Source organism: Mesorhizobium sp. B2-4-2, assembly GCF_006442845.1.
Taxonomy (GTDB): Bacteria; Pseudomonadota; Alphaproteobacteria; order Rhizobiales; family Rhizobiaceae; genus Mesorhizobium.
This window is the reverse complement of record NZ_VFVM01000004.1, coordinates 345928-365527: the sequence shown is the minus strand read 5'-3', so window position 1 is coordinate 365527 and position 19600 is coordinate 345928. Positions and strand designations below refer to the sequence as shown.

Below are 19600 nucleotides of genomic sequence, written 5' to 3'. Positions count from 1 at the left end.
TCCTCAGCGTTCGCAGCTGACGGCTGGCGTTCTGAGCGGCAAGGTCATCTTGCAGCAAGGGTAGTAGCCACCCTTGTCCTTGTCGGATTTCCTGTAGAAGCAGAGCCCGACATCGACCGTGTCGCCCGGATCGTGGCCGGTGATGCCGATCGTGTAGGGCTTGCCCGGCGCATGCGACATGGGCGAGGTCACCCCGACGCCTGGCGTCCTGGAATGGGCTTTGATCGAATCGCCGCCGAGGCCGGCATGGTCATGGAGATAAAGGTCCGCCTCGAGCCCGCGCGGTGTGCAGAAATACCTGACATCGTCGACATCGAGACAAGGGGGCAGGTTGCCGGGCGGTTGGAAGTCCGGCGGATAGAACGGTGGCAGATAGCCGCCCGGGATTTCCTCATAATAGCCGGCGCGGCCCTCGCAGGGATGCCAGACGGCGACGTCGCCGACATGGCCTTCCACTTCCGGGTCCTCGAAATAGCCGTCGAAGTCGACGAACCAGGAGCCGAAAGGCGGCACATTGGCCGGCTTGACCAGTTCCCTGGGCGTGATCTGCACGCCATGCAGGGCGAGCGGCCCGCCAGCGGCGAGCCGCTCGGCAAGAGCCGGATTGTCGCGCAATTTGTCGCCGGTGTTGACCAGCGTCCGGGTGCAGGCCGACGTGTCGAGATCGCCCTCGGCGTCGTACCCATATTGCAGGTCCAGCCCGCCGGCCGACTGCCTGAAACCTTGCGGGAAGCCGACGGCATATTCCTGCGGCGCTTCCACCCAGACCGATTCCGTTGCCGGATCGTCCGGGTTTTCGCTGAAGTAGCGGATGACCTCGCCCTTGCCGGAATCGGCGAACTGGCTGTAGTCGTAGCGGTTCTCGACCGGGCCGCGCTGGGCCAGGTACATGAAGCCGCTATCGTCGAAGGCGATGTCGGTGACGGCGTAGTCCTTGTCGGCCTTGACCGTCAGCTCCCAACGGGGATCGCCGGCGAAGCGGCCGTCGCGGGCAATGCCCACCGACCAGATCTCGGCCTTCTCGCCGACGGAATAATAGAGCCGGCCGCCATGATAGGCGACGGCCCAGACACGGCGCTCGTCCTGGGTGTAGCCCCAGGTCTCGGGGTCTTCCGTGTCGAAGGCCGCGCCCTGTATGTCCATGACGGCGCCATCGTCGGCGACCGGAGCCAGGCCATGCGCCGGGCGCCCGGCGACGCCATGGTCGAACGTGTCGACCAGCGCGCCATTGGGGTCGATGCGATGGATCAGACCGGTATCGAGGTCGGAGGCGAAGACCTGGCGGTGGATGGGGTCGAAGGTGAGATTGCCGATGCCGGGCCCGCTGTTGGTGTCGATGTCTGCGAATTTGGCGACCTGGCCGCTGATGCCGTCGACCTTCCAGATGGTGCCCGGCCCGCCGCCGTTCTCGGTGCCGAACTGGCCCTCCATGAAGGCAGCGCCTGCCATGCCGCGGCGCTGCCGCTCCGGACGGCCGTCATCGTCGGCGTCAGGCGTGACGATGCGGATGCCGTGCAGCGAGGTGGCGCCGCCATAGAGATTGGGAATGCCTGACGGGACGCCACCGCGCATGCCGTCATCATAGGTGAGGCCGAACACCTGGCCGATCTGGCCTGATGTCACCTCGAAAGGCGGCGGCGTGTAGACGAGCTGGCCGGAGGCCGGCCCGCCCAGGCTTGAAACGTCGAAAACGCGCAAGGTGGCGCGCGCCGTGTCGATGAAGGTCTCGTCAATCGGATCGACGCCGGGCGGCAGGCCCCCCTTTTCGGAATCTGAAGAGTCGAAATCGGGAATGACGGTGCCGGAAAATCCGGTGACCGCCATCGAGCCGGGATAGATGATCCGGGTTTCCTGCGCCCGCGCGGGGCCGCCAAGCCACAGGCCGGCGATCAGCGCCAGGACAAGAAAGGCGCTGGCGGCCTTCGCCACGCCGCCCAAACGGCCGGCACGAGAGGGCGCGAACCGGCGGTGATCGCGAGACATGGAACTCCCCCCGAAGTCTAACGGAGAACCAACCGATCCTGCCGCGCAAACCAGCGCAAGGCGCGGCGTTCCAGCACGTTCGTCCCCGATCGAATTGTCTGCTTTCCTCATGGTCAGGATACGCCTGCTCCTGTGCAGGGTCAACGGAACCAGCGGAAAGCCAAGGGCATCGACCTTGTCGCGAAGACGATGGTCGCGCCGAGCTCCTGCTGGTCGCGGAGACCACGGTATCTCTGGGATGCGGGTCATTGGGGGGCTCTCCTTTCCCGTGGCCGCATCATGCGGCGCCTGAGCGTCAGTCGAACGCGAAGGCGGAAAGGTTCACTGAGGAGCCCGGCTATTCTTTCAGACGCAGCGCAGCGAAGCGGGCGGACGCGATGCCGCGGGCGCAGGCGTAATCGGGCCGTTTCGCCATCCGCTGGCGAGGATGGTGGAAGCCTTGCGCAGAATGCTTGCGCCCGATGCTGCCTGTTCTTATATACGCGCCAAGCCGTCCAGCGCCGCAACAGCGGTTGCCGAACGGGATTTCTTGTGAACAGGGGCTTTCGTCGGAACGCCTTACGGGTCCTGAGAGCCTGCTTAGCGGAGAGACTAGAAAAATGGCAAAAGTAATCGGTATCGATCTCGGCACCACCAACTCCTGCATCGCCATCATGGACGGCAAGGAGCCGAAGGTGATCGAGAATGCGGAAGGCGCGCGCACGACGCCTTCCATCGTCGCCATCTCGGGCGACGGCGAACGTCTCGTCGGCCAGCCGGCCAAGCGCCAGGCGGTCACCAATCCTGAAAACACCATCTTCGCGGTCAAGCGCCTGATCGGCCGCCGCTATGACGATCCGGTGACGGAAAAGGACAAGAAGCTTGTCCCCTACAAGATCGTCAAGGGCGACAATGGCGATGCCTGGGTCGAGGCCGGCGGCAAGAAGCAGTCGCCCAGCCAGATCTCGGCCATGATCCTGCAGAAGATGAAGGAAACGGCGGAAGCCTATCTCGGCGAGAAGGTCGAGAAGGCGGTCATCACCGTTCCGGCCTATTTCAATGACGCCCAGCGCCAGGCGACCAAGGACGCCGGCAAGATCGCCGGCCTCGAAGTGCTGCGCATCATCAACGAGCCGACCGCGGCTGCCCTCGCCTACGGCCTCGACAAGAAGGACGGCAAGACCATCGCCGTCTATGACCTTGGCGGCGGCACGTTCGACATTTCGGTGCTCGAGATCGGTGACGGCGTCTTCGAGGTGAAGTCGACCAATGGCGACACCTTCCTCGGCGGCGAGGATTTCGACATGCGCCTCGTCGAGTATCTGGCGGCCGAGTTCAAGAAGGAACAGGGCATCGACCTGAAGAACGACAAGCTTGCCTTGCAGCGCCTCAAGGAGGCTGCCGAGAAGGCCAAGATCGAGCTGTCGTCGACGACGCAGACCGAGATCAACCTGCCGTTCATCACCGCCGACGCTACCGGGCCCAAGCACCTGACGCTGAAGCTGACGCGCGCCAAGTTCGAAAGCCTGGTCGAAGACCTCGTCCAGCGCACCATCGACCCGTGCAAGGCGGCGCTCAAGGATGCCGGCCTGAAGGCGGGCGAGATCGACGAAGTGGTGCTGGTCGGCGGCATGACCCGCATGCCCAAGATCCAGGAAATCGTGAAGCAGTTCTTCGGCAAGGAGCCGCACAAGGGCGTCAACCCCGATGAGGTCGTCGCACTCGGCGCCGCCATCCAGGCCGGCGTGCTGCAGGGCGATGTCAAGGACGTGCTGCTGCTCGACGTGACCCCGCTGTCGCTCGGCATCGAGACGCTGGGCGGCGTGTTCACCCGGCTTATCGAGCGCAACACGACGATCCCGACGAAGAAGAGCCAGGTGTTCTCGACGGCTGAGGATTCGCAGTCGGCCGTGACCATCCGGGTCTTCCAGGGCGAGCGCGAAATGGCCGCCGACAACAAGGCGCTCGGCCAGTTCGACCTGGTCGGCATTCCGCCGGCCCCGCGCGGCGTGCCGCAGATCGAGGTCACCTTCGACATCGACGCCAACGGCATCGTCAATGTTTCGGCCAAGGACAAGGGCACCGGCAAGGAGCACCAGATCCGCATCCAGGCCTCGGGTGGCCTTTCGGACGCCGACATCGAGAAGATGGTGAAGGATGCCGAAGCCAATGCCGACGCCGACAAGAAGCGGCGCGCGCTGGTCGAGGCCCGCAACCAGGCCGAGGCGCTGGTGCATTCCTCGGAGAAGTCGCTGAAGGAATATGGCGACAAGGTCTCGGAAGCCGACCGCACGGCGATATCGGACGCGATCGCGGCGCTGAAGACCGCTACCGAGGGTGACGACGCAGCGGAAATCGAAGCCAAGAGCCAAGCGCTCGCGGAGGCTTCGATGAAGCTCGGCCAGGCCATGTACGAGGCCTCGCAGAAGGAAGCGGCGGAAGCCGATGCCAAGGCGGACGCCGCCAAGGACTCGGATGTGGTCGATGCCGATTTCGAGGAAATCGACGAGGACGACGACAAGAAGAAGTCGGCCTGAACCGGCTGACGGCAAGATAAAGCGGAAAGCCCGGCGCAAAGCCGGGCTTTTTTGCAACCCTGGCAGAAAAAGTGCGGAAAAAATCGTCGAAAAGCACGAACAGCTCCGCGCCGGCCCTAGCATCCGGGCTGCGCCGATCCTAAATCGTGGCAACGTGCCGGCAAACGACGCAACACTGCATGAAGACGTTGAGCATCCGGACAGCGGGAAAAAATGAAAGCTGATTTCTACGAAACGCTGGGCGTGCACAAGGGTGCCGACGACAAGGAACTGAAGAGCGCTTTCCGCAAGCTCGCCATGCAGTTCCACCCCGACCGCAATCCGGGCGACCATGCCTGCGAGCACAAGTTCAAGGAAATCAACGAAGCCTACGAGACGCTGAAGGATCCGCAGAAGCGCGCGGCCTATGACCGTTTCGGTCACGCGGCCTTCGAGCAGGGCGGCATGAACGGCGGCGCACACGGCTTCGGCGCCGGCGGCTTCGCCGACATTTTCGAGGACATTTTCGGCGACATGATGGGTGGCCGCCAGCGCCGCTCTTCCGGCGGCCGCGAGCGCGGCGCCGACCTGCGCTACAACATGGAAATCTCACTGGAAGAGGCCTTTGCCGGCAAGACCGCGCAGATCCGCGTGCCGGCCTCGATCTCCTGTTCGGAATGTTCGGGAACCGGCGCCAAGCCCGGAACCCAGCCGGTCACGTGCTCGATGTGCAACGGCCACGGCAAGGTGCGCGCCACGCAAGGCTTCTTCTCCATCGAGCGCACCTGCCCGCAATGCCAGGGCCGCGGCCAGACGATCAAGGATCCGTGCCCGAAATGCGCCGGCCAGGGCCGCGTCACCGAGGAGCGGTCGCTGTCGGTCAACATCCCAGCCGGCATCGAGGACGGCACCCGCATCCGGCTTGCCAATGAGGGCGAAGCCGGCTTGCGCGGCGGGCCGTCGGGCGACCTCTACATCTTCCTCGCGGTCAAGCCGCACGAATTCTTCCAGCGCGACGGCGCCGACCTCTACTGCAAGGTGCCGATCTCGATGACGACTGCCGCCCTTGGCGGCTCGTTCGAGGTGACGACGCTGGACGGAACGCAGACCAAGGTGAAGGTGCCGGAGGGCACCCAGAACGGCCGCCAGTTCCGCCTCAAGGGCAAGGGCATGCCGGTGCTGCGCCAGCCCAATGTCGGCGACCTCTACATCCAGACGGCGGTCGAGACGCCGCAGAACCTGTCGCGCCGCCAACGCGAGCTGCTGGAGGAATTCGAACAGCTCTCCTCACAGGACAATTCCCCCCAGTCGAGCGGCTTTTTCGCCCGCATGAAGGACTTTTTCGAGTCGTTCGGCGAGCGTTGATCGACGGCCTGTGCGCGTGTGGCTTGCCTTGCCGGTGTCGGCGCTGCGCCTCACCTGCCGGGCGGCCGACACGCGCCGTGAAAACCGCAGTAGGCGCGCATTTTTAGACGCGACGAAAACTATCTTATCCACGACATAGGCATGACCCTGCCTTGCCTTGGGCGGCTTAGGTGTTAAGTAGCTCTCAGGGGAGCGCTGAGGAGAGCTTGCATGACACGTGGTCCGGGACTGCGGAAGGCGCTTGCCGAAAAGTTCGATGACGAGCTGAAGTTCTTCAAGGGCTGGATCGACAAGCCGAAGACGGTCGGCTCGATCGTGCCGACCAGCTCCATCACCGCCCGCAAGATGGCTTCGATCGTCGACCCGAAGTCCGGTCTGCCGGTGCTCGAGGTCGGGCCCGGCACCGGCGTCATCACCCGCGCCATCCTGGCCCAGGGCGTGAGGCCTGAAAACCTTTACGCGGTCGAATATTCCACCGACTTCGTGCGCCATCTGCGCCGGCTCTACCCCGGCGTCAACGTCATTGAGGGCGACGCCTTCAATCTCAACGCCACGCTTGGCGCCAAGAGCGGGATGATGTTCGATTCGGTGGTCTCGGGCGTGCCGCTGCTCAACTTCCCGGTCGCCCAGCGCATCGCCTATATCGAAAGCCTGCTTGACCGCATTCCGGCCGGCCGGCCGATCGTGCAGCTGACCTACGGCCCGATGTCGCCGATCCCGCCCGGCCGCGGCGACTATACTGTCAAGCATTTCGACTTCATCATCCGCAACATCCCGCCGACGCAGCTGTGGATCTACCGGCGCGAGGCGCATTAGGGATTGCGAAGCCGACCGCGAATGTCTTCGAAAGTCGTGATCCTGCGGCTTGTCCCGAGGATCTGCCGCATAGCGGTATCAGATGCGGTGGGCATTGGGACGAAAATGTCTGACTTGGATGCGTTGGCAGATCCTCGGGGCAAGCCCGAGGATGACGCTTTGCCTGATCTGCATTGATTTGAGCGGGCTCTGGCTGTACCTGTCCGGGAACAAGGTTGGCCAATGGCAGTGATCCCAAAAATCCTCGTCTTTGCCGGCTCGGTCCGGGCCGGGGCCTTCAGTGGCAGGACCGCCGACGTGGCGCAGAAGGAACTTGCGGTGCAAGGCGCCGAGGTCACTCGCATCTCGCTTGGCGACTATCCCTTGCCGATCATGGATGAGGATCTGGAGAAGGAAAAAGGCGTCCCCGAAAACGCCCTGAAACTTGCCCGGATGATCATTGCCCATGACGGGCTGCTGATCGCCACGCCCGAATATAACGGCTCCATTCCGCCGCTGCTCAAGAACACGATCGACTGGGTGAGCCGGGTGCGCAAGGATGGCGGCCGTGCGGTGAGGCCGTTTGCCGGCAAGGTCGCCGGCCTCAGTTCGTCTTCCAGCGGACACTTCGCCGGGATACGCTGCATCAACCATCTGCGCGCCGTGCTGGTGCGTTGCCAGATGGAGGTGGTGACGCCGGAATGCTCGGTGCCGGAAGGCGGCAACGCCTTCGACGAGGACGGGCGTTTCAAGGACGAACGACTGCACCGAACCATGGAGCACCTATGCCGCACGCTGATCGAAACCTCGCGCATGCTGTCGACCCGGGTCGAGCCGTGATCGCCAACGCCATGCAGACCGACACAATGCGCGAAAGGCTGATCGTCGGCCTCGACGTGCCGAGCTTGAAAGAGGCCGAGAAGGCGGTACGCGAACTCGATGGCGTCGTCTCCTTCTACAAGATCGGCTATCAGCTCGCCTTCGCCGGCGGGCTCGATTTCGCCAGGGAGCTCGCCAGCGCGGGCAAGAAGATCTTTCTCGACATGAAGCTGCTCGACATCGACAACACTGTGGCCAAGGGGGTCGAGAACATCGTCAAGATGGGCATGACCATGCTGACGCTGCATGCCTACCCGAAGACCATGCGGGCGGCGGTCGAGGCGGCGAGAGGCAGCGAGCTTTGCCTGCTTGCCGTCACCGTGCTGACCTCGATGGACGAACAGGACGTGATCGACGCGGGCTACGAATACGACCCGCACACGCTGGTGCTGCGGCGCGCGGAACAGGCGCTGCATGCCGGCATGGGCGGCATCGTCTGCTCGGCCGCGGAAACAGAGGCGGTGCGCCGCATCGTCGGGCCCGACATGGCGGTGGTAACGCCAGGCATACGCCCCGCCGGCAGCGACCATGGCGACCAGAAGCGCGTGATGACGCCGGCGGATGCCATCCGCAGCGGCTCCAGCCATCTGGTCGTCGGGCGCCCGATCGTCGCCGCGGCGGACAGACGCGCGGCGGCTGAAGCCATCCTCGACGAAATGCGCTCGGCATAATTTCCAACGAACGGCTTCGGAGAAGAAGGATGCCCAAGGGATACTGGATCGCCCGCGTCGATGTGCGCGACGCGGAAGGCTACAAGGATTATGTCGCCGCCGCCAAGCCGGCCTTCGAGCGCTTCGGCGCGAAATTCCTGGCGCGCGGCGGCGAGCATGAGAAGGCAGAAGGGGCCGGCCGCGCGCGCAACGTCGTCATCGAGTTCGAGACGCTTGCCGCCGCGCATGACTGCTACCATTCACCTGAATACCAGCGCGCCGCCGCCATTCGCCAGAAGGTCGCCGACGGCGAGATCGTGCTAGTCGAGGGCGTCTGAGGCTATCCCGGCCGGCATCAGTGCCGGCCGCGGCCTTTGCACGAGTCCTGAGGTTCACATCCCGCAGCCTGGCCCAGCAGGCGGCGCCCCGCCCGGTTGTCTTTGAGCGACAACCGGCACAGTCGTTCGACAACGGCCACGACATGGCTGACGCATAATCCCTTTAGCAATCGCGTCCGAACAGCCCTTACACGGGGGTAATTTTGATGCCGGCCGATCGCGGGTTGACATGCAGGTATTTACCTGCATATTATGGCTTCACATCAGAGTGAACCCGATGGACGCGGACAAGGTTTTCAAGGCGCTGGGCGACCCGACACGCAGAAGGCTGCTTGATCTTCTGTGCGAGAAGAACGGGCAGACGCTGGGCCAGCTTTGCGAACATCTCGATATGGCCAGGCAATCCGCCACCCAGCACATCGACCTGCTGGAGGCGGCCAATCTGGTGAGCACGGTCAAACGCGGCCGCGAGAAGCTGCATTTCATCAATCCCGTGCCGCTGCACGAGGTCTACGAGCGCTGGGTGCGCAAATTCGAACGCCAGCGGCTCAGCCTGCTGCATGACCTGAAACAGGAACTCGAAGGAGAAGACAAATGACCGCAGAGACGACCAGCTTTGTCTACGTGACCTACATCCGCTCGACGCCGCAAAAAGTGTTCGAGGCCATAACCAGGCCCGACATCGCACGGCGTTACTGGGGCCACGAGAACGTCTCGGACTGGAAGGCGGGATCGAAATGGGAACATATCCGCGCCAATGACGAGCGCACCGTCGAACTGGTCGGCAAGGTCGTCGAGATCTCGCCGCCGACCCGTCTCGTGATGACCTGGGCAAACGCTTCGCAGGCCGACGATGCGTCGAAATACAGCCGGGTGACGTTCGCCATCGAGGAATACGACACGATGGTGCGGCTGACCGTCAGCCATGACGAGCTCGAAGCCGGCAGCGGCATGGCGAAGGGCGTCAGCCAGGGATGGCCGGCGGTGCTGTCCAGCATGAAATCCTTCCTGGAGACCGGCAGTGGCATCGACATTTTCGCCAAGCCGAAATCGGCCTGACCAGCAAATCCGACTGTGGGAAAACGATAATGACCAAACGCTACACCGGCGGATGCGCCTGCGGTGCGATCCGCTATGAAACGAGCAGCGAACCCATCTTCGAGAACCACTGCCAATGCCACGGATGCCAGAAGCGAAGCGGCACGGGTCACAGCTCCTATCTGACCTTCCCCCGGCGAGCCGATGTGACGATAACGGGCGAAGCGAACACCTGGCGGGTGGCTGGCGACAGCGGCAACGAAAAGATCCACGCCTTCTGCCCGACCTGTGGAACGCCGGTCTACCTGACGCAAGTCGCGATGCCGGACCTGATAGCGGTCCACGCGACCAGCCTTGATGATCCCGGCCAGTTCAATCCGCAGGTGGTCACATATGCCATCCGCGGCCATGCCTGGGACAGGATAGATCCTTCCTTGCAGGCATTCGAGCGAATGCCTTTGGGATAGCGTACGGCAGGCAATCTTGCCGCGCTTTAACGGGTCATCCGGTTCGCGGCGGTTTCGGCCATGGCGTCGGCAAGCCCCAAGCCCCATTGAGACCGGCAATAGGCGCGGAAATCGAAGCAAGGCAGGCCGGGGCAGACCTCGAACTCGATGAGGTGAACCGTGTCGTCGGGCTCGATCCGGAGATCGATGGAAAACACGTCGCGCAGGCCGATCCCGCTCATCAGCCGCTCGGCGATGGCGCGGACTTTTGCATCGGCGACCGGCTGGCTTTCGGCGACCGGAAGCAGAAGCGGCTCGGCGTAGTTGCCCGCCGCCTTCGCCGCCTCGCCGGTCTCGCCGTAAAGCGCCAGGCTGTCTTCCATGGTCTGGAAATCGCCGCCGGACTCGACGAAAGCGACGCCGAGCGCTTCGACGCCGGTGTCCGGCCTCAGGCCCAGGAAACTGGCGCGCGCGTTGCGGCCGGCGACATAGGGCTGGACGACGACGTCGTCGCGATAGGCGGCGAAAACACGCCGGCTAAGCTCCAGCGCGTGGCCGAGATCGCCGCAGCGCGACTCCGGCCAGATGCCGATCTTGGCGCCGAGCCGGTTCGGCTTGACGAACCAGCCGGCGGCGGAAACCGGCGGCTCGACCAGCCATTGTCCGTTGCGCGCCAGGCCGGCCCGCGGCACAGGCAGGCCGAGCGCGCCGAGCACGGCGCCGGAGCGAAACTTGTCCTGGCAGAGCGCGAACAGCGAATCCTCGGCGCCGATCGCCTTCAGGCCGTTCAGCCTGGCAAGCGCAGGCGCCGCGCCGCCCCGGAAATAGGCGATGCCGTCGGTCAGCGTCCAGACCAGCGTGGCCGCCGGGTCGGCCTTGGCGAGCATATCGGCGGCATCGTCCAGCTCCACCGCCGCGAAGCCGAGATCGCGTCGTTTGAAGGCAGAAGCGAGGGCGTCGAACTCATGCGCGAGATCGGTCGATTGCGCCAGGTAAGAAGCGATTTCGGCGGCACGCTCCGGCGGGTGGCCATCGGCGAGGAGCCGCTCGAGGCAGGCCTTTTCCGGCTCGTGGACGAGGATCAGCCTTAGGCTGGACATGACATGATTCCCAATGGTGCAATTCCACACCATCGCATGGCGAAGACGCCAGGCTTTCGCGAAACCGACGCGGGCCGGACGCCTGCGTGACAGCCGGCTGAATGATCCCGTCAGACGCGGTGCATCGGGTACCGAGACTCAAGTCGGGCCGAGCCGAAAAGGCCGGCGTCACCTGAATATAGAGATGCCCTAGGCGATCAGCACGCGCGGCTCGAACCGGCCATTGACCTCGATGTCGAGGAGGAAGGTCATGCCTGCCTGCGGGTCAAGCTGACGCTGCTTCTCGTCCTTGCCGTGCCAGGCCGAGGTGACCGCCAGCCGGCTGGCGTTCTTGCCGACAAAGGCCGGGCAGGAAGGCTGCGTCACCGGCATGGCGATCGTGCGCACCAGCTTGCCGTCGGGCGCATAGCCCTTGACCACCTTGCCGCCCCAGACGGCATTCCACAGGATGCCGTCGCGGTCGAGCACGGAGCCGTCGACGAAGCCCTTGGCCGACCGGTGATCAACGAACACTTTCGGCTCGCCCTCCGGCAGGCCGGTCGCCGGATCGCAGGCAACACGCATCAACAGGCCGGTCGAGGTGTCGGTGTAATAAGCGAGCGCGCCGTCCGCGGAAAAACAGATCGAGTTCGACACGGTGATGTCGGAGAACAGCTTGCGCAATTCGCCCTTGAAGAACCAGTAGATCGCGCCGGCGCCCTTCTCCTCGCCCTTGCCCATCGTGCCGGTCCAAAGGGCGCCGCAGGGATGGACGCGGGAATCGTTGGAACGGGTGACCGGATTGTCGGCCTCGACAGGTGTGTGCAGCGTCATCCTGCCGGTGGCGACGTCGCGGACAAAAAGCCCGGTTTCGGTGGCGATCAGCTGGCGCTTGTCGTCGATGATGGCGATAGCGCTGGCCATCCGGCCAAGCTCGTGCACCTGGGCCGCGCCGCCGGACAGGCGCTTTTCCAGGAGATGGCCCTTGACGATGTCGAACCAGTAGAGCGTGTCTGTGGCGGGGTCGTAGCTCGGCCCCTCGCCGAGCTGGCAGACATGGTCGGAAAAAACCGAAACGATCGCTTCGCTCATCCTGCGTCTCCGCCGAACACCGCGTCCCAGGCCGTCACCGCCGCCTGGGCCCGCGCGGCCACGTCTTCGACGCTCATGCCCGGCTTGAACAGGCTGGAACCAAGCCCGAAAACCGTGACGCCGGCCGCCTTGTAGCCGGCAAAGTCCTTCTCCGAGACGCCGCCGACCGCGCCGACCAATGTCGAAGCCGGCAGCACCGCGCGGATGGCGGAAATACCGGATGCGCCGAGCACGCTTGCCGGGAAGAATTTCAGCGCCGAGGCGCCGAGCCGGATCGCCAGGAAGGCCTCCGTGGGCGTGAACACGCCGGGCATGGTGACCATGCCGTATTGCATGGCGCGTTCCATCACCTCGGCATCGATATTGGGACTGACCAGCAGCCGGCCGCCGACTTCGTGCAAGCCATCGACATCGGCCGGCGTCAGCACCGTGCCGGCGCCGACCAGCGCGGCCGGCGGCAGCGCCTTGAGGATGGCGGCGATGGACGCGAACGGATCGGGTGAATTGAGCGGCACCTCGATCGCCTCGATGCCGGCATCGAAGACCGCCTGGCCGATCGCCACCGCCTCGGCAGGCTTGAGGCCGCGCAGGATGGCGACCAGCCCGCGCTTGAGCTTCGGGAACGCAGCGGTCTGGTTCATCAGGCAACTCCGGTTCTGGCGATCATGCCGTTTTCGCGCGCCGCCTCGACCAGGCCGGCACGCACCGCCTCATCCGCGTCGACGGTCCGCACGCCAAGCCCGGCAAGGCCGAGCGCCTGCCGATAAAGCGCCGCAAGCGCGCCGGAGGCAATCAGCACCACCGATGTGGCGCCCGCGGCCTGGCGGCGCCTCGCCGAGGCGATCTCGCCGCCGATCAGCAGGCCCGACAGGCAGGCCGCGGCATCGTCGGCCTTCATGTCCTGGAGCAGACCGGCGGCGCGGATCGAGAACAGTTTTGCGGTGACGTCGCCACCTTCGGTCAACGCCGCACCACACCAGCGGCGGAAGAAAGGGTTCTGCGGGTCGACCGGCTTGGGATGCTCGCCGAGCGAATGGCGCAGGATCGAATGCGCGGCCAGCACCGAGAACAGCTCGCCGGTCGGCCATGTGCCGAAGCCGGCAACGGCGCCGTCCTCAACCAGAACCCATTTCGAATGGGTGCCCGGCATGCAGACGATTTCACGCCCCTTTGCCGGCAAACCGGCGCCGGCAAGCTGTGTCTCCTCGCCGCGCATGACGTCTGGCGCATCGGCCAGGCGTTGGGCAAGGCCGGGCACGATACGAATGTCGCGGCTCTCCCCCGGGATGCGGGCCGCGCCGGCCAGGATGGCGCCGATCGGCGCCGGCACGGTGACATAGGGCGCTTCGAGCCAGCCCTGGCGCGAGCCTGCCATGCCGCAGATGATGACGGGCAGCGTTTCCGGCGCGCCCATGGCGGCGAGATGACCCTCGAGAACCCGGGAAAAGCCCTTCTCGCGCGCGGTGATCAGTCCGTCGTCGCCGCGACGCTCGGCAAGCACCTTGCCGCCGCCGTCGATCAGCCAGGCACGAAGCCGGGTCGTGCCCCAATCGAGCGCCGCGACCGCCGGCACATTGCCGACAAATCGGGGGCCGGCAAACCCGGGGCTCACAGGAAACCTCCGTCGACGATCAGCATTTGCGCGGTCAGCATGCGCGAGGCGTCCGAGGCCAGGAACAGCACGGTGCCGACCAAATCGTCCGGCCGCATGACGTCCTTGATGCACTGCTTGGCGACATGAGAGGCAAGCGCCTGCTCCGTCACCCAGCGTTCCTGCTGCCGTTCCGTGATGACCCAGCCGGGCGCGACGGCGTTGACGCGGATACGGTCGGGCCCGAGCTTGCCGGCCAAACCCTTGGTGAGGCCGAGTATGCCCGCCTTGGCGGCGGTGTAGGCCGGCATGTCGGGGTGGTTGATCAGGTAGGAGGTCGAGGTGAAATTGATGATCGAGCCGCCGCCGGCCCGCTTCATGCCCGGCGCCACCGCCTGCGCGGTGAAGAAATGCGGTCTGAGGTTGATCGCCTGGTTGTTGTCCCAAAACTCCACCGTCACGTCTTCGACGGCGTGGCGTTCGTCCCAGGCGGCATTGTTGACCAGCACGGTGACGTCGCCATGCGCTTCGGCCGCCTTCGCGGCAGACGCCCGGAGCGCTTCGATGTCGCGCAGATCGGACTTGAGGTAGAGCGGCCGGCGGCCGAGCTCTTTCTCGATGCGGTCGGCAAGCGCGGTGCTGGGCTTGTCGGCGATGTCGATGAAGGCGACCTTGGCGCCCTGGCGCATGAAACCCTCGGTCAATGCCGCGCCAATGCCGGAGCCGCCGCCGGTGATCAGCACCGAAGCGCCTTCGAGGTCGGCAAAACGTGCCGATGGCATCATGGTTTTCGTCTCCCGGGTTGACCGGCGCGCATCCTAGCCAGACCGATCCGGCGGGCAAGGGCGAAAAGACGGATTTTGAGGCTTATGTCTGACAAAAAGCCTGGAGACCACGCACAGGCACGGCCGGTCCTCGATCGAGGACCGGTCAATCGCCCGGTCAGATTGCCTTGGCGCGCAAGGCGCCGCGGAAGGAATCGCGGAGATAGCCGAGCGTGGCGTCGGCATCGGCCGGCTTGCCGAACAGATAGCCCTGCCCACCGGCGCAGCCGAACTGGACGAGGCGGTCGGCCTGCGCCTCTTCCTCGATGCCTTCGGCGACGACATCCATGCCGAGCCCTTCGCACATTGCGAGAATGGCGCGGATGATGTGCTCCGACGGGCGGTCATCGAGAATGGAGGAGACGAAGGCGCGGTCGATCTTCAACTTGTCGAAATGGAATTCGCGCAGCCGCCCGAGCGAGGACTGGCCGGTGCCGAAATCGTCGAGCGAGACGCGGATGCCGACGCGGCGCAGGTCCTCGACGATCTGCGCGGCCGAGGCCGGATCGTTCATCAGGCCGGTCTCGGTAATCTCGATCTCCAGCCGGCGCGGATCGAAGCCCGTACGGTCGAGGATCGCCAATATGTGCAGGCCGGTGTTCTGGTCGACGAGCTGCGAGGGCGACAGGTTGAACGACAGGAACAGGTCCTTCGGCCAGCTTCTCGCCGCCTCGGTCGCCTTGCGCAGCACTAGCTGCGACAGCGGGCCGATGATGCCGCGCTCCTCGGCGATCGGAATGAAGACGGTCGGCGGCACCGAGCCGAGATCGCGGTCGGTCCAGCGCGCCAGCGTCTCGAAGCCGATGGTGCGGCGCGTGGTGAGGTCGACGATCGGCTGGAAATGCGGCTCCACCTCGCCGGCCGAGACCGCGCGGCGCAGCGCCTGCTCGATGCGGGTGACGCGCTTGGCCGCCTCTTCCATTTCGCGGGTATAGACGACGACCCGGCCGCGGCCGGATCGCTTGGCATGGTAAAGCGCCGTTTCGGCCTTGTTGATGAGGATCTCGGTGGTCTCGTCGCCGGAATAGAACAGCGAACAGCCGACGGAGGCCGACAGCCTCGCCGTGCGTTCGCCGACATCATACGGGGCCGACAGGATTTCGATCAGCATGCGCGACTTTTCGGCCGCCGCCTCCTCGCTGAACACCAGCGGGTAGAGGAAGGCGAATTCGTCGGCGCCGATGCGGCAGACGGTGGAATGACCGTCCATCGAGGCGCGCAGCCGCATCGCCACCTGGATCAGGATGTCGTCGCCGGCCTTGTGGCCGAACAGATCGTTGATCGGCTTGAAGCCATCAAGGTCGAGAATGCCGACGGTGAAGGGCGCGGGATCGTCGGCACGGTCGCTGATCAGGCGATCGACCTTGTCGAAGAAGCGGCGATGGTTGCCAAGCCCGGTCAACGGATCGGTGAATGCCAGATCCGTGCTCTCCCTGTTTGCCTGACCGGTGCCAAACGAAGTTTGCATCGGTGTCCCTGTTTCTCGAAGTCGGAATTTATTTCCGAGACTGGCAGCAAACCCTTTAGGAAACGTATCGGAAAAATCGATTTTTCGCCGCTGAAGTGCGTTGCCCTCCGCAAAGCCGTCCGGGCTCAACGGCGTCGTCGCTCACGCGGATTCTCAGCCGGCGGGGCGAACGCGATAGAGCTCCAGCGGCGCGCCCTGGGTCTCCGCCACCGGTTCCAGCCAATCCGGCACGCTGCCATGCATCAACCCGGCCAGAAAGCCGTCAGGCGCCTTGGTTGCGAGAAGCCTGGTTTCGGGATTGCCGCGGCAGAGCGCGACAATCCCGACGCGATGGTTTGCCACGACGGCTTTCGCGTCAGTGGCCGAGCCCAGCAAGGCATCGAATACGAGCAGGTTTCCGGCGACGTTGCGGTGGTAGGGCCCAGCGAGCGCGCGATGACCGGTAAAGGCCAGGATCGGCGAGCCGAGATTGGAGATGGCCAGCACCGTGGTGTGAGGCATGCGGGCGAGCGCGGCGAACGAGGCCTTGCTGTTGCAAGGTGCATCGATGCCGGCGTCGGTGACGGCCGCACCGGTCTGGAAGGCGCTCGATGCCGCCTCGGCAGCGCTGGACCAAACCGCATTGACCGAGATCAGCCAGGCTGCGGCCATACGGAGCACGGAGCCACCGGACGGACTGTTTTCGGCGCGCTGCCGCCATTTGGCGATCCAGGCGCAAAGCGGGATCACCGCGAAGGCGATGGAGAAGGTCGAGCCGCGGACCTCCCAGGCGCTGACCAGGAAAGCCACCACCAGCAGCGCGCCGACGAGACTGTCCTGCCGCCGCCAGCCGCCCTTGCCGAGACGCAGCGCCATCAGGACGATCGCCACCAGCGGCGTCGCGAAGCGCGCCACCGCTCTGGCCGGATCGGCCGCGACGAGCTGGAATATCGACTGCGCTTCGTCGATATGACCGAGCCACATCTGCTGGAGGCGCGGGTCGAGGCCGGCATAGGGGGCAGCCAGGCATTGCGGGAACAGAAACATCACGACAAGGACAAGCACGAACGCCAGCAGGCCGAGCGAGACCAGGCGACGGCCGTACGTCGCATTGGCGGCGCCCCATGAGGCGATGACCGCAAGGCCGGCGCCGGCAAGCGCGGCAACCACGAAGTGCACGGTCGAGAAGGTGTCGCACTGCGTCTGCCCCCATGCCGACGCCGGTATGGTAGTGATGAAAACAAGGGCCGAGACGGCGGTGACGCCCAAGCCAAAATCCCTGGCGATCAGCCTTTCGCCGCCACCGCTGACGAGGAACAGCAGGGCGACGATGGCGCCCAGGGTTCCAGCATAGGGGGCGCTTTCCATGCCGATCGCCAATGCCAGGGTGGCGCACGCGCCGGCAAACAGGGCGGCGGTCCGGTGGCGAGGGGCTTCAAGCAGCAAAGCCAGGCCGGCCAGGGTCAGCATCAGCTGGACATTGTGGTGATCGAGCGCGCCGGGCGAGAAGATTCCGAGATAATACAAGGCCGCTCCGCCGACCACCGCGGCGGGCAGGACCGCGTGCTCGCCGGCGAAAGCGCGCGCGGCGCGCATGATGGAGAACAGCGCGAGCCAGAATTGCAGGAGGGGCCAAAGCACCTGCACGACCTGCTCGCCCAAAGCGGCACTGCCCGTCAGGGCCGACAGGGCAAGCATGCCGAGCGCCAGCGGGGCGTCGAGCAGCCGCGACCAGTGCATGACGAAGCCACCCTCCAGCCCCATCCTGTACTGGTGCAGGTCGAACCAGCCCTGGCCGGCCAGGAGGTCGCGAACCTCCACCAGTTGCAGCAGGCTGTCATTGTCGCCGGCCGGGTTGGCCAGTTGCGGGAATCCGGCATAAAGATCAAGCGCCAGCAGCAGCAAGGCGGCAAGCAACGCAAACGCTATGTCGGACTTCCAGGTGGAAGCGCCGTTGCTGGCTGTGCTCATCCCCATCGCCTCTGGCAGGAATGCCGGGCCTTTCCGGCCAATCGACACTCGTACGGTCCGGCCTTAAACCTAGCCTTAACGGCTTCAATAAATAGTAAAACCGCCTGAATGCGCCTGACTTTCGGCGCGAACCGCGCGTGGCGGCGAGGCACCCGGAGAGGAAAATGCCGCAAGAGCTTCGCTACGAACCCTCTATCGCCGTGCTGCTGCCTTGCTACAATGAGGAATTGACGATCGCCGAGGTGGTGCGGCGCTTCCGCGAGACGCTGCCTTTGGCGACGGTCTATGTCTACGACAACAATTCGCGCGACCTGACCGCGCTCAGGGCCCGCGCGGCCGGCGCCATCGTGGTGCGCGAACCGCGCCAGGGCAAGGGCAATGTGGTGCGGCGCATGTTCGCCGACATCGACGCCGACATTTACCTGATGGCCGACGGCGACGGCACCTATGCGCCGGAAGACGCGCCGCAATTGATCAACACGCTTCTGACCGAGCGCTCCGACATGGTGGTGGGCACCCGGCGCGGCGTCACCAACGATGCCGGCAGGACCGGCCATGCCTTCGGCAACCGCGTCTTCAACAGCCTCTATAAAGGGCTGTTCGGCAGCGATTTCACCGACATATTCTCGGGCTACCGGGTCTTCACCCGGCGCTTCGTCAAAAGCTTCCCGGCCGTCTCCGGCGGCTTCGAGATCGAGACCGAAATGTCGGTGCATGCCTCGCAGCTCAAATTGCCCGTCAGCGAGATCGCGCTCGATTACGGCAAGCGGCCGGACGGCTCGTCGTCGAAGCTTTCGACCTTTCGCGACGGCGCCAGGATCCTTTGGATGTTCGCCATGCTGATGAAGGAAACGCAGCCGCTGCGCTTCTTCGGCGCCTTCGCCCTGGTCTTCCTGGCGTCGAGCCTGTTCCTGATGGCGCCGGTGCTGGTCGAATTCGCCGAGACCGGGCTGGTGCCGCGCATGCCGACATGGGTGCTGTCGGTAGGCCTGCTCTTGCTTTCTATGCTGGCCGGTGTGACCGGGGTGATCCTCGATTCGGTGTCGCGCGGCCGCGCCGAACAGAAGCGCATCTTCTACCTGTCGATGCCTTCGGGCCGCATAGAGCGGCGCGAGCGCGCCAGCGAGGCGACCGCCGCGAAGGCCGGCCCAGGCAAGACGCCTCGCGCCGCATGAAGCGGTGAGCCGTCTTATACGCTTCCTCTTTGCCCGCGGCATCGGCTTCGTCGCCGACGCGGCCGCCCTCTGGCTGCTGCTTGCGGTCACGCCGCTCGGCCCTTTCAGCGCCCGCGTGCTGTCCATCGGCTTTGCGCTCTGCGTCACCTGGCAGATAAACCGGCATCTGACCTTCTCGCCGTCGAGCCGCGGCTTGGTGCGGGAAGGTGCCCGCTATGGCAGCATCGGCATAGCCACCAGCATCGCCAACTATCTGGTCTACTGCGCCATCCTTGTCGTCCTGCCGACAACCCCGCCATTGGCCGCCCTTGCTTTCGCTTCGCTGGCCGCCATGGCGCTGTCCTTTCTCGGCTATTCCAGGCTGGTCTTCGACCGCTAGAGGCGTGGCCCGATTGGCAGAAGGCGCCGGGACCCTTATATCGCTCTCTCATC

At 65.0% G+C, this 19600-nt stretch carries 19 protein-coding genes; 11 read left to right on the top strand and 8 right to left on the bottom strand.

All coding sequences use genetic code 11. The features are described from left to right. Window positions 1–3 precede the first annotated feature (3 nt). The gene (locus FJ942_RS12025; protein WP_140897812.1) at window positions 4–2232 is read right to left on the bottom strand and encodes a hypothetical protein; all 2229 of its coding nucleotides are present in this window, start codon (window positions 2230–2232) and stop codon (window positions 4–6) included. A gap of 350 nt (window positions 2233–2582) precedes the next feature. On the opposite strand from FJ942_RS12025, the gene dnaK reads away from it, so the two are divergent. The 9 genes from dnaK to FJ942_RS11980 all read left to right on the top strand — a co-directional run bounded on the left by dnaK (window position 2583) and on the right by FJ942_RS11980 (window position 10010). Next, window positions 2583–4499, top strand: a complete 1917-nt coding sequence (gene dnaK, locus FJ942_RS12020; protein WP_140514198.1) for a molecular chaperone DnaK — start codon at window positions 2583–2585, stop codon at window positions 4497–4499. 213 nt (window positions 4500–4712) lie between these two features. Then, window positions 4713–5843 carry a molecular chaperone DnaJ gene (dnaJ, locus tag FJ942_RS12015; RefSeq protein WP_140491627.1) on the top strand — a complete coding sequence of 377 codons (1131 nt, stop codon included), beginning with the start codon at window positions 4713–4715 and terminating at the stop codon, window positions 5841–5843. A gap of 210 nt (window positions 5844–6053) precedes the next feature. Beyond that, the gene (gene pmtA, locus FJ942_RS12010) at window positions 6054–6659 is read left to right on the top strand and encodes a phospholipid N-methyltransferase PmtA (RefSeq protein WP_140514197.1); all 606 of its coding nucleotides are present in this window, start codon (window positions 6054–6056) and stop codon (window positions 6657–6659) included. Window positions 6660–6881: 222 nt separating this feature from the next. Then, entirely contained in the window at window positions 6882–7478 is a 597-nt protein-coding gene (locus tag FJ942_RS12005) for an NADPH-dependent FMN reductase (RefSeq protein WP_140491631.1), read from the top strand. Next, window positions 7475–8188, top strand: a complete 714-nt coding sequence (gene pyrF / locus FJ942_RS12000; protein ID WP_181165186.1) for an orotidine-5'-phosphate decarboxylase — start codon at window positions 7475–7477, stop codon at window positions 8186–8188. Before FJ942_RS12005 ends, pyrF begins: the two co-directional genes overlap by 4 nt. A 29-nt stretch (window positions 8189–8217) precedes the next feature. After that, window positions 8218–8505: a DUF1330 domain-containing protein gene (locus FJ942_RS11995; protein ID WP_140491638.1), complete on the top strand. Its 288-nt coding sequence runs from the start codon at window positions 8218–8220 to the stop codon at window positions 8503–8505. A 277-nt stretch (window positions 8506–8782) separates the two neighbouring features. Next, on the top strand, window positions 8783–9103 hold the full coding sequence (locus tag FJ942_RS11990) for a helix-turn-helix domain-containing protein (RefSeq protein ID WP_140491640.1): 321 nt from the start codon (window positions 8783–8785) through the stop codon (window positions 9101–9103). Next, on the top strand, window positions 9100–9564 hold the full coding sequence (locus tag FJ942_RS11985; RefSeq protein WP_140582720.1) for an SRPBCC family protein: 465 nt from the start codon (window positions 9100–9102) through the stop codon (window positions 9562–9564). The genes FJ942_RS11990 and FJ942_RS11985 overlap by 4 nt, the downstream gene beginning before the upstream one ends. A 29-nt stretch (window positions 9565–9593) precedes the next feature. Continuing rightward, on the top strand, window positions 9594–10010 hold the full coding sequence (locus FJ942_RS11980; protein ID WP_140897810.1) for a GFA family protein: 417 nt from the start codon (window positions 9594–9596) through the stop codon (window positions 10008–10010). 26 nt (window positions 10011–10036) lie between these two features. Here the strand turns inward: FJ942_RS11980 and FJ942_RS11975 are convergent, their stop codons facing one another. The 7 genes from FJ942_RS11975 to FJ942_RS11945 form a co-directional block, all read right to left on the bottom strand. Then, window positions 10037–11089 carry a D-alanine:D-lactate ligase-like protein gene (locus FJ942_RS11975; protein ID WP_140625264.1) on the bottom strand — a complete coding sequence of 351 codons (1053 nt, stop codon included), beginning with the start codon at window positions 11087–11089 and terminating at the stop codon, window positions 10037–10039. A gap of 189 nt (window positions 11090–11278) precedes the next feature. Then, window positions 11279–12160 (bottom strand): SMP-30/gluconolactonase/LRE family protein, encoded by an 882-nt coding sequence (locus FJ942_RS11970; protein ID WP_140625265.1) that lies wholly within the window; start codon window positions 12158–12160, stop codon window positions 11279–11281. Further along, entirely contained in the window at window positions 12157–12801 is a 645-nt protein-coding gene (locus FJ942_RS11965) for a 2-dehydro-3-deoxy-6-phosphogalactonate aldolase (protein ID WP_140672334.1), read from the bottom strand. The genes FJ942_RS11970 and FJ942_RS11965 overlap by 4 nt, the downstream gene beginning before the upstream one ends. Continuing rightward, window positions 12801–13772 carry a 2-dehydro-3-deoxygalactonokinase gene (locus FJ942_RS11960; protein ID WP_140491651.1) on the bottom strand — a complete coding sequence of 324 codons (972 nt, stop codon included), beginning with the start codon at window positions 13770–13772 and terminating at the stop codon, window positions 12801–12803. The genes FJ942_RS11965 and FJ942_RS11960 overlap by 1 nt, the downstream gene beginning before the upstream one ends. Beyond that, entirely contained in the window at window positions 13769–14536 is a 768-nt protein-coding gene (locus tag FJ942_RS11955; RefSeq protein ID WP_140491653.1) for an SDR family oxidoreductase, read from the bottom strand. Before FJ942_RS11955 ends, FJ942_RS11960 begins: the two co-directional genes overlap by 4 nt. Window positions 14537–14693: 157 nt before the next feature. Beyond that, window positions 14694–16043: an EAL domain-containing protein gene (locus tag FJ942_RS11950; RefSeq protein WP_140491655.1), complete on the bottom strand. Its 1350-nt coding sequence runs from the start codon at window positions 16041–16043 to the stop codon at window positions 14694–14696. A gap of 153 nt (window positions 16044–16196) precedes the next feature. After that, on the bottom strand, window positions 16197–17993 hold the full coding sequence (locus tag FJ942_RS11945) for a GtrA family protein (protein ID WP_140897808.1): 1797 nt from the start codon (window positions 17991–17993) through the stop codon (window positions 16197–16199). Window positions 17994–18157: 164 nt separating this feature from the next. On the opposite strand from FJ942_RS11945, the gene FJ942_RS11940 reads away from it, so the two are divergent. Both FJ942_RS11940 and FJ942_RS11935 read left to right on the top strand, forming a co-directional pair. Beyond that, window positions 18158–19168, top strand: a complete 1011-nt coding sequence (locus FJ942_RS11940; RefSeq protein WP_140897806.1) for a glycosyltransferase — start codon at window positions 18158–18160, stop codon at window positions 19166–19168. 4 nt (window positions 19169–19172) lie between these two features. Then, a complete protein-coding gene (locus tag FJ942_RS11935; protein ID WP_140897804.1) occupies window positions 19173–19547 on the top strand; it encodes a GtrA family protein in 375 nt (124 codons plus the stop codon). The last annotated feature ends 53 nt before the right edge of the window (window positions 19548–19600 follow it).